At 65.7% G+C, this 13,312-nt stretch carries 13 protein-coding genes; 4 read left to right on the top strand and 9 right to left on the bottom strand.

The window, feature by feature from the left end; translation table 11 throughout:
• Positions 1-73 precede the first annotated feature (73 nt).
• From BT264_RS07860 to BT264_RS07890, 7 genes are all read right to left on the bottom strand, one after another.
• Complete coding sequence (locus BT264_RS07860) at positions 74-454, bottom strand: VOC family protein (protein ID WP_072438466.1); 381 nt, start codon at positions 452-454, stop codon at positions 74-76.
• Between the two features lie 103 nt (positions 455-557).
• Positions 558-1,403 carry a GNAT family N-acetyltransferase gene (locus BT264_RS07865; protein WP_072438463.1) on the bottom strand — a complete coding sequence of 282 codons (846 nt, stop codon included), beginning with the start codon at positions 1,401-1,403 and terminating at the stop codon, positions 558-560.
• Positions 1,404-1,773: 370 nt separating this feature from the next.
• Positions 1,774-2,946 carry an NAD(P)/FAD-dependent oxidoreductase gene (locus BT264_RS07870; RefSeq protein ID WP_072438461.1) on the bottom strand — a complete coding sequence of 391 codons (1,173 nt, stop codon included), beginning with the start codon at positions 2,944-2,946 and terminating at the stop codon, positions 1,774-1,776.
• Complete coding sequence (locus BT264_RS07875) at positions 2,943-3,170, bottom strand: hypothetical protein (protein WP_072438459.1); 228 nt, start codon at positions 3,168-3,170, stop codon at positions 2,943-2,945. Before BT264_RS07875 ends, BT264_RS07870 begins: the two co-directional genes overlap by 4 nt.
• Entirely contained in the window at positions 3,137-4,288 is a 1,152-nt protein-coding gene (locus BT264_RS07880) for a branched-chain amino acid ABC transporter substrate-binding protein (protein WP_072438457.1), read from the bottom strand. Before BT264_RS07880 ends, BT264_RS07875 begins: the two co-directional genes overlap by 34 nt.
• A 409-nt stretch (positions 4,289-4,697) precedes the next feature.
• Positions 4,698-4,889, bottom strand: coding sequence for a CsbD family protein (locus BT264_RS07885; protein ID WP_072438455.1), 192 nt, complete (start codon positions 4,887-4,889; stop codon positions 4,698-4,700).
• Between the two features lie 140 nt (positions 4,890-5,029).
• On the bottom strand, positions 5,030-6,559 hold the full coding sequence (locus tag BT264_RS07890) for a helix-turn-helix transcriptional regulator (protein WP_072438544.1): 1,530 nt from the start codon (positions 6,557-6,559) through the stop codon (positions 5,030-5,032).
• A 368-nt stretch (positions 6,560-6,927) separates the two neighbouring features.
• On the opposite strand from BT264_RS07890, the gene BT264_RS39120 reads away from it, so the two are divergent.
• Genes BT264_RS39120 through BT264_RS07900 form a run of 3 tightly spaced genes read left to right on the top strand, consistent with a single transcriptional unit; the run spans position 6,928 to position 7,755 of the window.
• Complete coding sequence (locus BT264_RS39120) at positions 6,928-7,092, top strand: hypothetical protein (protein WP_175964246.1); 165 nt, start codon at positions 6,928-6,930, stop codon at positions 7,090-7,092.
• A 55-nt stretch (positions 7,093-7,147) separates the two neighbouring features.
• Positions 7,148-7,504: a BON domain-containing protein gene (locus BT264_RS07895; protein ID WP_072438453.1), complete on the top strand. Its 357-nt coding sequence runs from the start codon at positions 7,148-7,150 to the stop codon at positions 7,502-7,504.
• A 53-nt stretch (positions 7,505-7,557) separates the two neighbouring features.
• The gene (locus BT264_RS07900; RefSeq protein ID WP_072438451.1) at positions 7,558-7,755 is read left to right on the top strand and encodes a CsbD family protein; all 198 of its coding nucleotides are present in this window, start codon (positions 7,558-7,560) and stop codon (positions 7,753-7,755) included.
• A 372-nt stretch (positions 7,756-8,127) separates the two neighbouring features.
• On the opposite strand, the gene BT264_RS07905 is transcribed toward BT264_RS07900, so the two are convergent.
• Positions 8,128-9,156 (bottom strand): DUF1338 domain-containing protein, encoded by a 1,029-nt coding sequence (locus tag BT264_RS07905; RefSeq protein WP_072438449.1) that lies wholly within the window; start codon positions 9,154-9,156, stop codon positions 8,128-8,130.
• Positions 9,157-9,380: 224 nt separating this feature from the next.
• Between BT264_RS07905 and BT264_RS07910 the strand changes: the two genes are divergently transcribed.
• Entirely contained in the window at positions 9,381-10,328 is a 948-nt protein-coding gene (locus tag BT264_RS07910; RefSeq protein WP_072438447.1) for a LysR family transcriptional regulator, read from the top strand.
• A 129-nt stretch (positions 10,329-10,457) separates the two neighbouring features.
• Here BT264_RS07910 and BT264_RS07915 read toward each other — a convergent pair whose 3' ends face one another.
• Positions 10,458-12,587: a TonB-dependent receptor gene (locus tag BT264_RS07915; protein WP_072438445.1), complete on the bottom strand. Its 2,130-nt coding sequence runs from the start codon at positions 12,585-12,587 to the stop codon at positions 10,458-10,460.
• Between the last annotated feature and the right edge of the window lie 725 nt (positions 12,588-13,312).

Raw genomic sequence — 13,312 nt, forward strand, 5'->3', positions numbered from 1 at the left:
CCTCCGTCTACCGCTATCGATAAAAGCGTGACGCGAGAGACAGTCCCGCCGCCCAACGTGGCTCGACAGAAATTCACCCCTCCGCCCGCTGACAAACCACCTCGATATTGTGCCCATCCGGCCCGATGACGAACGCCGCGTAGTAATTCGCGTTATAACGCGGCCTCAACCCCGGCGCGCCATTATCTTTCCCGCCCGCCTCGAGCGCCGCACGATAGAACTCGTCGACTTGCCGCCGATTCTCGGCCTTGAACGCGATGTGAAGATGCGCGGGCTTCTCCGTCGTCTGGAACAGGCACAACGAAGGCTGCCACGGCCCCGGCGGACAAAGCTCGACGCCGTACGAAGGCTCCCCCTCCCCCGCGACTACTACACCAAGCGGTTCAAGTGCCTTGAGGAAAAACGCCTTGCTCGCTGCGAAATCGCTGACTCCGAATTTGACGTGGTCAAACATCAGTTCCCCCTCGGATAGTTGGGCTCGCCCGCGCCCCGACGTGATGTATGGATCACCGCGATGTTGCCACATGCAGCCGTCGACGGCAGCCCCGTCCGCCCCATCACCCCAGCTCGAACGACGTCACCCCGAACACGCGATCGAGCGCGATCGCGGGCGCGTCTTTCGTGTACATCCGCGCGGTTTCGAAGACGCTCGTCATGCCGTGCCGTTCCGCCAGCGCGACGGCCGCTGGATTCTTTTCCGGCACGTCGAGCACGACGACCTCGCCGGGCATGCTCGCCGCCAGCGCGCGAAACAGCCCGGTGGCGACGCCTGCATCATCGGCGAAGAGCGGGCCGATCTTGCAGCCTGCGTTGCAACGGCGCACGACACCGTATCCGGCGACACGGCTGGCGTCGACCGTTGCGAGCGCAACGGCATCCGGTTGTGCGATCCACGCGGAGACGAAACGCTCGCGCGCCGCGGGGAAACACTGGCGATCGTAGGCAAGCAACTGCTCGAACGGCACATCGGCCGCTCCCGCTACATGCGCGCACCCGATGCCGTCCACGCGCCCCTGATAGCGGATGTTGCGGTACGCGAGCCGGAACCCGGATTTCCTGTAGTTCGCCTGCTGGGCGACGACACCATCGAGACCAATGTTGCGGTCTCCAAGATAACGCATGCCGTGCTGCCAGATTCGCATACCGAAGCCTTTGCCGCGAAACCCGGGTTTCACGATGTAGAGGCCGATGAAACCAAAGTGTTCGTCATAGGCGACGGCGGAAAGGCACGCGACCGGCTCGCCGCGCCAAACACCGACGAAGAACCCTGCCGGGTCCGCTTCCCTGAAACAGTGCGGATCATGCCAGCCGGGGTTCCACCCTTCCTCAGCCGCCCATTCGACCGACATGGCCAGCTCGTCGGCCGACATGGTGCGCACGATAAAGTCACCGCCTTGATCCATGGTTCGCCCCACTCGCGGCTTTAAAGATCGCCGCCTCGTGTTACGGAAAATGCATCGGGAAAGCGCCGGCAAGCGAGCGCCGGCCAACTGACAGAACAGGCCGCGCAATCGTGCCCGAAGCCACGGCAGCCGATCGCGTCATCATAATCCCAAGGGCGGGTAACAGAGTGGAGCGGTCATCACAGTTGTTCCGGTTCGATAGGCACCGCAATTGACGCGTATCAGCGACCCGGGCGACCGGCAGCAACGAGTCGCCAAGCACCCCTCCACCGAAATCCACGATAAACAAAAAAAGCCCGACAAAGTCGGGCCAATGGGTTTGAGACACAAGGAGAATACCGCCCACCCCACACCGGGCGGTCACGCCGTGCTACACGACGTTCTTTTCGACGATCGGCCGGTTTTCCAGCACTCGCGCCCAGCCGAGCGGCGACAGGTCGAGCGTTTCGTAACGCCCGCCCAGAATGAGTTCACTGACGCCGCGCCCCGTCGCCGGCCCTTGCTGCAGCCCGTGGCCGCTGTAGCCGTTCGCGAACACGACGTTGTCGAGCTCCGGGTGATACCCGATGATCGCGTTGTGGTCGAACACGTTGTACTCGTAGTATCCGGACCAGCAGTTCTCCACGCGCAGCGCCTCGAACTCCGGCACGCGATTCGCGAGCGTCGGCCAGATCACGTCGTCGAACAGGTCGTGATCGACTTCGTCGAGCGGCAAATCGTCCGGGTCGCGATCCGGGCTCGGCGACGTGCCGCAAATATACGTGCGCCCTTCCGGCCGGAAATACACGCCCGTCGGATCGATCAGCAGCGGACAATCGGCGAGCTTCGCCGGCGACGACACGTTGAAGATGCTGCGGCGCCGCGCATACACGGGAATGTCGATACCCATCATCGACGACAGCGTGCGCGTCCACGCACCGGCCGCGTTGACCAGCGTGTCGCACGCATAACGCTCGCCGTCGCCCGTCACGACATGCGTGATCTTCCGTCCATCGCGTTCGACCGACTTCACGTCGGCCGCCACATAACGCGCCCCGAGCGCCTGCGCTTTCTTGCGCAGCGCCTGCACGAGCCCGTAGCCGTCGAACCAGCCTTCGCCGCTCACGCCGTACGCACCCGACACGAGATCGTCGACGTTCAGCCACGGAAACTTCGCGCGCAGTGCATCGCAATCCATCAACCGGATATCGGCGCCGAGGCTGGTCTGCAGCGCATGGTTCTCGCGCAGCGTCGCATCGCCGGCCGCCGTCGCGAGGAACAGGTAACCGCCTTCGTGCAAATCGATCGACGGCCGGTTGCCGTCCACTTCGAGCCGTTCGCCGATCGTGCGCAGGAAGTCGATGCCGAACAGCGACATCTCGATCGACAGCGGCGTCGAGAACTGCTGGCGAATCGACGCGGCCGACAGCGCCGACGACGATCGCGCATAGGTGGGGTCGCGCTCGATGACGGTCACGGCGACCGTCGGATCGGTGGCGCGCAGGAAATAGGCGATCGAGCTGCCGATCACACCACCGCCGACGATGACGACTTGAGAACTCACGACTGACTCCAGTTGCACGTAAAAGGCGCGGCCAGCCGGCCACGCCCGTTGGTTGTTCGTGCCGCGTCGCGCGCGGCGTCGCGTCCGCGGACTTCCCGGGCGATCGCCCCGGCGTGCGCCGCGATCGCAACCGATCGCTCACGGTATTTCAGCACGTCCGGCATCGCCGCGAAAGTCCGCGCGCTTGCGTTCAATCCGCCGATTTCGTCGTGACGGGCTGCCACGCGGCGTTCTTCACTTCATACAGCGTCGAGCTCGGGTTCTTCAGGTCGCCCGTGTTCGTGAACGCGATCGTGCCCGTGATGCCGTCGTAGCGCGTGTCCTTCAACGCGCCGTTGAAATCGGCCGGCTTCGTCGAATTGGCCTTCTGCATCGCGTTGATCGCGATCCACGTCGCGTCGTACGCGAACGGCGCATACGCGAGCATGTCGACGCCGTACTTCTGCCTGAATTTCGTTTCGAACAGCTTACCCTTCGCGAGGCGCGACAGCGGCTGCCCGTATTCCCACACGGCCGCGCCTTCCGCCGCGTTGCCGGCCAGCCTGATGAAGTTCGCGTTCATCACGCCGCCGCCCGCGAGAAACTGCGCGCGGATACCGAGCTGGCGCATGCGCTTCACGAGCATCGCGGCCTGCGCGTCGAGGCCGCCGAAGAACACGAGATCGGCATTCGTGCTCTTGATCTTCGTGAGCTGCGCGCTGAAGTCGACGGCCTTGTCGTTCGTGAATTCGCGCGCGACGATCGTGCCGCCGTTCGCCTTCACGGACTTCTCGAATTCGTCGGCTTCGCCCTGGCCGAACGCGGTGCGATCGTCGATGATCGCGATGTGCTTCGCCTTGGTCACGCTCGCCGCATACGCGCCTGCGTTGCCGGCGTTCTGCGTGTCGGTCGCGATCACGCGGTACACGGTGCCGAGCCCGGCGCGCGTGATGTCGGGATTGGTCGCCGACGGCGTGATCATCGGAATGCCGGCCTTCGCGTAGATCTTCGACGCGGGCAGCGTCGTGCCCGAATTGAAATGGCCGATCACGACGGCCACCTGCGCGTCGGCAAGCTGCTGTGCGGCCTGCACGCCGGTGCGCGGATCGCTCTGGTCGTCCTGCGACGCGACGACGAACTTCACGGGCTTGCCGCCCACCGTCGTGCGCGCGGCATTCGCTTCGTCGACGGCCATGCGCACGCCGTTCTCGATGTCCTTGCCGTACGCGGCGCCGCCGCCCGTCAGCGGGCCAGCCACGCCGACCTTGACGACCGTCTCCTGCGCATGGGCCGCGCCCGTCTGGAACGCGAGGATCGCGGCGGTCAATGCAACGCCGGAAAGCGAACGAATGCGGAACGTCATGGCAATCCTTCTTCTGTGGGTCGGGATGCAACGCGCGACTGCCGCGCGTCGGCGACCTCTCGCGTGCCGGTGATGTCGTCCGCCGCCAGGGCGCCATTCGACGAAGGCGTCAAATCGGTCGGCCGATCACTGAGGTTCCGTCTCCGAAGAACCTTTCACCGCGAAAGAGGTGAACGGATTGTGGGTAGCCAATACCCGTGCAGCAAACGAATTATCGGAACTACGTTGTGAGGATTTTTCATCAAGTTCCGCGCGGCCGGCCCGCGCGACGGCCGGCCGTGAGCCGAAGGCGCCAGTGGAGATACGCGCCGGCGCCCGTCCAGAAAGGCCGGCTGCGGTCATGCCGATGAAGCATCATTGCCGCGACACCGGCACGCCATCGCGACGCCCGCGGCGGCGCGTCATCCGGTCAGTGCCGATCCGCGCCCGTATGCTTGCGCACCGCGTCGGCCGCCTCGCCGGCTTTCTCCTGGATCTTGCCGGCCTGCTGTTCGGCGATACCTTCCGCTTCCGTCTTGCGGTCGCCCGTCACCTTGCCGAGCGCTTCCTTGACCGACCCCTTGACCTGCTTGAGCTTGCCTTCGATGCGATTCCTGTCCATGGTCGTCTCCTGCGACGGTTGGGAAAAGCCGGCGGCGTGACGGCCTGCGCCGCACCGCCGAGTGGACAGGTTTGCACGCATCCGCCGCGCGCGGCAGATGCGGATGCACCAGCACGCATGGTGCATTCGCACCGGCGGCGTCAGTCCTTGCCCTTCTCCCCACCCTTCTCGCGCGCGCCGTTCGCTTCGGCTGCGCCGACGATCCCGCGCTCGCGCGCCCACACGATCGCCTCGCCGCGGCTGTGCACGTCGAGCTTCGCGTAGATCGTCGCGACGTGATTGCGCACGGTGTTCGGCGCAAGCCCGAGGCGGCCGGCGATCTCCTTGTCGGCGAGACCGTGGCACAGCAGATCGAACACGTCGCGCTCGCGCGCGGTCAGGTCCGACAGTTGCGCGCCCGCGTCCGGCGCATTCGCGCGCCGCACGTTCGCGAGCTTCTCGATCAGCGTGCGGCTGAACCACGACGCATCCTGCATCGCGGTTTCGATCGCGTAGACGAGCTCCATCTCGGTGCGCTTGCGATCGCTGATGTCGAGCAGCGCGACGAGCAGGCAATCCCGCCCGTGAATCGCGACAGGATCGGCCGACACGACGCAATCGCGCACGTCGCCGTCGCGCGTGCGGATCTGCACATCGGCGCTGCGCACATTGCCGTCGCGCACGAGCCTGGCCTCGATACGCTGCCACGCACCGCGTTCGGCCCACAGCCCGATCTCGTCCGCGGATTTGCCGAGCAGGTCGTCCTGCGGATGGCCCGTCATCGCGGCGAATGCATCGTTGACGTCGAGCAGCTCGAAACGGTCGGCCGTGACGATCGCGGTCGCGACCGGCGCCATCCGGAATGCCGTCGCGAAGCGCTCCTCGCTCTGCCGCAGCGCGCGCTCGGCCTGCTTGCGCGGTTCGAGATCCATGAACGTGAACAGCATGCAGGCTTCGTCGTTCATGTCGATCGGCTGCCCGGCGACGACGACCGCCTTCGTGCCGCCGTCGGCGACTTTCAGCACGGCTTCCATCTGCGGAATCGTCGCGCCTTCGCCGAGCCGCTCGATCGCAAGCTCGCGCCGCTCGGCCTGTTCGAGCACGTCGATCTCGTACACCGAGCGGCCGAGCACGTCGTCGCGCGCGTGGCCCGTCAGGTCGAGAAAGCCCTGGTTGACCTTCACGTAGCGCAGATCGTCGAGCCGGCAGATCACGGCCGGCGCCGGATTCGCGTTGAAGGTGCGCTCGAAGCGTTCCTCGGCGCTCGCCCATTCGGTTGCGTCGTGCAGCACGAGCGCGAGGCAGTCGGGCTCGCCGGCCGTGTTCGTCAGCACGAGGCTGCGGATCCGGTGGACCCAGCTCACGGTTTCATCGGCGGCCGATTCGACTTCGACCGTCACGTCGCTGAACTCCTCGCCGGCGATCACGCGATCCATCGGATAGTGGCCGTCGCGCACCGGATGGTTGTTCCGGTAGCGCAGCCGGAAACGCTCGCGATATTCGGTGACGGTCGCGCCGAGCGCCGTCAGTTCGGTCACGCCGTGCATCGCGAGGGCGGCCTCGTTCGCCCACACGATCCGCTGGTCGGGCTCGATCAGGATCACGCCCTCGGTGAGCCCCGCGATGATCTGGTGCAGCTGGCGCCGGTCGGTATGCGACTTGAGCGCCTGTTCGTTGACCTGTTCGTTCATCGAATGGTTGTCCATGTCATCAACATGACTGCCGGGCCGGCTGCGCCTCTGTCGACACGCGCCGGCCGGCGCGTTTGGCGATGATCGCTTGCCGCCCATCGGCGCGACAGGCGCGAATGCACTACCCGCCATAGTACATTCGCACGGCCCGCCGCTACCGTACGGCATCCCGCCGATCGTCGCCGCTTCCGCCCCGCCCTCCCCCCGCATCTCGGGCAACCGACGCACTCCAACCCCGCCACCGCTCCCGGTGCAAACGCACTAGTCGAACAGGTGAATTTGCGCGATGTCCCCATCCGTTCGCATCGGTACGCTGGTACTGCATCGGCGCTCATGCGCTGCCCTCCGAACCGCACAGGAGAAGCACGATGAAGCTGCATCAGACACCCGATCCGACGCGGCCCGAACCGCCTCCGGACAGTCCGCCCGAACCGTCTCCCGGCACGGACCCGCCGGTTCCGCTGCCGCCCGACGTGCCGCGCCCCGACATCCCGCCGCGCGAGCCCGGCTACGACACGCCGATCGCCCGGTGATCGACAACGGCGTTCGCGCTTACCCATTCAACACGTCAATCGACGGAGAACTTCAATGAACAAGACCCGGCATTTTTCGACCCTGCTCGCCGTTGGCGCAGCCTTCCTGCTGAGTGCCGCGCCGCTCGCGAGCGCCTATGCGCAGGACACGTCGGCCGACAACGGCAACGGCATGCAGGCCGAATCGAACCAGCCCGTCACCGACACATGGATCACGACCAAGGTGAAGGCCCAACTGGCCTCCACCGACGGCGTGAAGAGTCTCGACATCGGCGTGAAGACGGTCGACGGCGTCGTCACGCTGACGGGCGTGCTGCCCTCGAAGATCGCCGTGAAGAAGGCGATCGCCGTGTCGCGCGCGGTCAAGGGCGTGAAGCACGTCGACGCATCCGGCCTGAAGGCAAAGGCCTGACCTCCCGCGCGGCGGCTGCCGCGCTTTTATCCCATTCCGACAAGGAGCACACGATGAACGAGGACAAGATCAAGGGCCAGTGGAAGCAGCTCACCGGCAAGCTGAAGGCCAGGTGGGGCAAGCTGACCGACGACGATCTCGCGGTCGCGGAAGGCAATCGAGACTATCTGGCCGGGAAGATCCAGGAACGTTACGGGATCGCCCGCGACGCGGCCGAAGCGCAGTTGAAGGAATTCGATCGCGAGCTGTAACGCAACCGGCAAACCGCAACCCTCAACCCGCCGCGGCGCCGCCGGCGTCGCGGCCACCAGGACAACGACATGGGCAAATATCTGATCGCCTGGCTGCTCGGCGTACCGGTCGGGCTGCTGGTGCTGTTCTATCTGATCACGCATATCCTCTGACATCGGCGCGGCACCCGGCATGCTCCGCCGGCCTCCTCAGGCTACCCACCCGGCGAGGACATCGACGGCGACACGGCAATCCGCCGCTGCCGATCGAACGTCCGCGCGCATCCCGCTGTATCACGGGCCACCCAACGCAAATCGGGCAGGGCGCATGCGCTCCCTGCCCGATCGGCTCGTTGCTTCGGCAGCGGGGCGCAGCGCCCCGCTTTACGTCCATTACTTCGCCGCGTTCGCCGTCATCTTGAAGATGCCCTGCGCGTTGCCGGCATCGAAACGCAGGTCGGTTACCCAGCGGCGCGCCGTCTGGTCGAACGTGCGCTTGCGCGTGATGAACTCGTAGAACGAGCCCGGCACGTTGCGCTTCACCGTGCCGCCGTCGCGCGTGCGGAACTCGCGCTCGACGGTGTCCGCGCGATACGCGGTCTGGAACACGCGGCCCGAGCGCGAGCGCTCGACTTCCGGCTTCATCGGCCGGCCTTTCGCCTTCTCGTCGTCGGACAGCTTGAACACGTCGGCGACGCGGTCGGTCGCATGGTTGAACGCGTTGCCTTCGGTCGAGATCCACGCCATTTCCGCCGATTCCATCAGCAGCGTTTCGTAGTCGAGTTCGTTCGGCAGGTCGTGCTGGCGCGCGAAGGCGCCGACGATCTCCGGCAGCAGTGCGTGCGCGGCGTCGAGCGACAGCCAGCCTTCGCGTTCGACTTCCCACAGCAGCGCAACGGCCGCCGGTGACAGCGGATCGCGCGACGAACTCACGACGTTCGTCACCGCCTGCTGGAATTCCTTCGAGAAACGTTCCGGGTGCAGTTCGCTGACGAAGAACTGCGCGATTTCGTCCGGCGCATCCTCGTGCGCATACGCGCGGCCGGTCATGCCGAGCTTGTCGAGCGGATAACGGCCGTTCAGGCGGAAGCCGAGCGGACGCAGGATGCGCGTGAACGCGGCCTCGCCCGGCGGCAGCGCGCCCGTGTGCGGCCAGCGCACCGTGCGCAGCGCGCCGTGGTCGAAGTAGACCGAGCCGCCGCTTTCGATCGCGTCGGCCGTGTACGCGCGGCCGTTCGCCGAACGCTCGAGCAGCCCTTCGAACAGCGCCATGTTCATCGCCTGCGCGATCTCCGCGCGCGTCACGACGCCGTCCTCCCATTCTTCGAGGATGGCCGGCATGTTCAGGGTCGAGAACAGGGCGTCGGTCTTCGCCTGTCCCAGCAGCTTCGTCAGCAAGCTCTCGATATTCGGATTGCGCATCAGGATTCTCGTCTCGGGGGACCGCCGGCAATCGTGCCGGCAACTCGTCGGCCGGCGGCCCGTCGGGCGCCTGACCTTGCGTGGGGAGCATTATTCAAAGGGTTGCAGCCGGGCGTAAAGCGAGATTAAATTGACACGTGATGAGTTTTTGGAATTATCGACCGTCCCCGACCCGCTCGCCGGCCCGCGCCGCGCGGGTCAGTTCGTCAGACAAATAGAGCATCATGCGCAAATTCAAGATCCCCAACATGGGCGCACTGGTGGCTTTCGAAGCCGCCGCGCGCCACGAGAGCTTCACGCACGCGGCCAAGGAGCTGTTCCTGACCGAAAGCGCGGTATCGCGGCAGATCGCGACGCTCGAGGCGAGCCTCGGCGTGCGGCTGTTCGCGCGCGTGAAGCAGCGCGTCGTGCTGACGCGCGCCGGCAAGCTATATGGCACGCAGGTGCGGCGCGCGCTGGAAGCGCTCGACCGCGACACGCTGTCGATCATCGCGCACGGCAGCGGCGGCGGCTACCTGGAGCTCGCGGTGCTGCCGACGTTCGCGTCGCACTGGCTGATCCCGCGCATCAAGAGCTTCTACGACCGCACGCCCGACGTGCGCGTGAACATGGGCAGCCGCACCGACCTGTTCTCGTTCGAGGACACCCATTTCGAGGCCGCGATCCACTACGGCAAGCCGACCTGGCCCGGCACGTCGTCCGACTACCTGTTCGGCGAGGAAGTCGTGCCGATCTGCTCGCCCGCGCTGCTCGACGGGCCGGTCGAGCGTGTCGAGGATCTGCTCGCGTATCCGCTGCTGCACTCGACGACGCGCCCCGGCGCGTGGGCGCAGTGGTTCGAGACGCATGGCGTCGAAGATATCCGCACGATGCAGGGCGTGCGCTACGAGCTGCACACGATGCTGATCAGCGCGGCCGCGGCCGGGCTCGGGATCGCACTCGTGCCGAAGTTCTTCGTCGAGGAACAGTTGCAGCAGCTCGGCCTGGTCGTGCCGTGCGACGCGGCGACGGTCGGCGATTCGGCGTACTACCTCGTGTATCCGACGGAATTCAGCCACAGCAAGCCGCTGGAGCTGTTTCGCGGCTGGCTGCTCGAGCAGGCGAGCGCGTATGCGGCGCCGGACGGGGATGCGGACGGCGCCGACGCGGAGGATGACGAGGACGTCGAGTAGCGCGCTCGCTTCAGGTCACAGCGCGCGGGCGCGGCCGTTCACGTTCGACACATCAAACGCTTTCCGGATCATTGGCAGCAAGGTGCGGGTCGTCGTGACGAAGACCCGCACTGTCGCGCAGCGCAAGCGTTACATGTGCCACTTCACCGTCGCGGTCAGCGTACGCGGATCGCCGGGCATGTTGTACAGGTCTGCGTTGCCGTGCGCTGCAATGAAATAGCGACGATTGAACAGATTGTCGAGCGTGAGCGTCACGTCGACCTTCTTGCTGCGATAGCCGGCGCCCAGGTTGAACACCGTGAACGACGGCAGCGTGACGAGATCGCTAGCCGACGTGTAACGCGCCGACTGGAACTGCATGCCGGCCGCCGCATAGAAGCCGTACGGCAGTTCGCGCTTCAGCCACAGGTTCGCGCTGTGGCGCGGCATCAGCCCCGGCGTGTTGCTCGACAGCGCGAGGCCGGCCGCCGTCGATTGCGGCGAACCGTCGACGGTGCCGTTCATGTAAGCGTAACCGGCGTACACCGACCACTTCGGCGCGATCTCGCCGGTGAAGCCCAGCTCCATCCCGCGCACGTGTTGTGTGCCGATCGGCAGCGCATAACCGGGATTCGCGGGATCGCCGATCTGCTGGTTGGTCTGACGCATGTCGAACAGCGCGACGCTGGCCGTCGCCTTGCCGCCGAGGTCGAAGCGCGAGCCGACTTCATACGCGGTGGTCTTCTGCGGCGCGAGCGCGGCGCCGTTCGAGAACGCGCCGGAACTGATCAGCGTATCGGCGAGCGGCGAGAACGACTGGCTGAACGAGCCGTACAGCGTCAGCCAGTCGAGCGGTTCGTAGATCAGGCCGACGCGCGGGCTCCACGCGTGATCGGTGCGGTCGAGATTGACGTTCGACGACGTGTAGTCGTGGCGGATCTGGTTCAGGTAGTCGAAGCGCAGGCCCGCGAGCACCTTCCAGTGCTCGGTCAGCGAGATCAGGTCCTGCGCATAGACGCCCGCGAGCCCGACGACGGTCGACGCGTTCGTCTTCGCACGCGCGCCGGTCGGCACGCCGGGCAGGATCACCTGCTGCGGATTGAAGAGATCGTAGGTGGCGACCTTCGTCACGTTGTAGATCGTGTCGAACTTCTGCTGCTGCGACAGTTCCAGCCCGTACAGCAGCTCGTGGCGCATGCCGAACAGCGACGTCTTCTGCGTGAGCTCGAACAGGCCGTCGATGCCGTGGTCGGTGCGCTGGCGCGTCGACTGGTCGAGCGTCACGACCGGGTGCGCGGCCGTCTTGATCGGCTCGAACGTCACGTAGTTCTTGCGTTCGAGCGAGAAGTCGTACGCGCGGATCGCGCCATGGAACGACAGCGTATCGCTGAAGCGGTGATCGAGCGACACCGTCGCGCTCTTCGCGGAGACGTCGTTGTACGAGCTGTTCGCCGCGTCGGCCGAGCCGTAATACGTGTTGATCGGCACGTCGACCGGCCGGCCGCGATACGCGGGCAGACCCTGGTCGGACGTGCGGCGATCGTGCAGGTAGTCGAATTCGACGTTCAGCACCGTGTTGCTGTCCAGCTTGAACTGCGCGGACGGCGCGATCGCCTGGCGGTTGAGCTGGAACTGGTCGCGAAAGCTGTTCGAGTTCTCGGCCGCGCCGGTGATGCGGAAGCGCGCCGCGTCGTTCGCATTCCAGCCGAGATCGAATTCGCCGCGCCGCTCGCCGCGCGTGCCGAGCGTCACGCCCACGTCGCGCACCGGGTTCGCGTCCGGCCGCTTCAGCACGCGATTCACGATGCCGCCCGCCGAGCCGCGCCCGTACAGCACGGCAGCCGGCCCCTTCAGCACCTCGACGCGCTCGACGTTCGACAGGTCGCGATAGTAGAGCGCGTCGTCGCGAATGCCGTCGACGTACTGGTCGGTGATGCTGTTGAAACCGCGGATCGTGATCTGGTCGCGCTGGCCGTCGCCGACCGAGAAGCCGACGCCCGGCACGTTGCGCAATGCGTCCTGCATCGACGTCGCGTTCTGGTCCTCGATCACCGCGTGCGGGACGACGTTCACCGTCTGCGGCACGTCCATCAGCGACATGTCGGTCTTGGTCGCCGCGCGCGACCGGCCCGCGTCGTACGACGCATGCTCGGCGGCCGCATTGACGGAAATCGCGGGCAAGGTCGCCGCGGCGTCGCTCGCCTGCGCGAACGAAGTACGGGCGCCGGCCAGCGACGTGACGATCAGAAGCGCATGGCAAGCGCTCGTGTTGAGTTTCATCGTAAGCGTAGGGGGTGAAGGAAAACGGCGAACGGAAACGCGTCCGGTCGACGCGCGAATCGCGCAGCGACCGACGAAGCTTTCCGTGAACTAGATGGCGCGCGGGGGATCGCCCCGTCGCGCATGCCGGCGGCGAACGGCCGGCGCGGGTGGATGCCGGCCGGCACGACCGGCACGAAAAAAGCCGTGACATCCCGTCACGGCTCGTAATGGTGCGGAATAATAAACGAGAATGATTCGTGTTTTCGATTAATTTTTAACGTGTCGCCTGCCCGCAACGTGCATGCGCATCGCGTTCTGCATTCCTGACGAATGCCTTTCATTTCGAGGTGCTGATCCGCATATCGACGTAAGCGCGTCGAAAGAAATCGATCGGCCGTATCGAATGGATTGCGCGGAAACGGTCAGGCAGAAGGTGGGTTCGGGATACGACGACGAAAAGCCTGGAGAGGATCACGAAGGATCCGGTGAAGCACGGGCGGCACGTATTCAACGGTCCGGTGCGCGCCGGACCGGGCAACCCCGACCCGGCGCTCCGGGCAGCCGACCTCGCATCGGCAGCGCGGCGGACCTTCTTCTGTTGTTCACTACGTCTGCTCTCTCAGGCTCGCTTCATTTTTTTCTTCGTCGCGCTGCGCCATTATCCGCCCAAACCAGCCGAAGTGAAACGTTTGCGGTTGCAACAAACGCGTTATACCGGCCATTCGGTAACAGTCTTTCTGAAT

Origin of the sequence: Burkholderia sp. NFPP32, from assembly GCF_900119325.1 — a bacterium.
GTDB lineage: Bacteria > Pseudomonadota > Gammaproteobacteria > Burkholderiales > Burkholderiaceae > Burkholderia > Burkholderia pyrrocinia_C.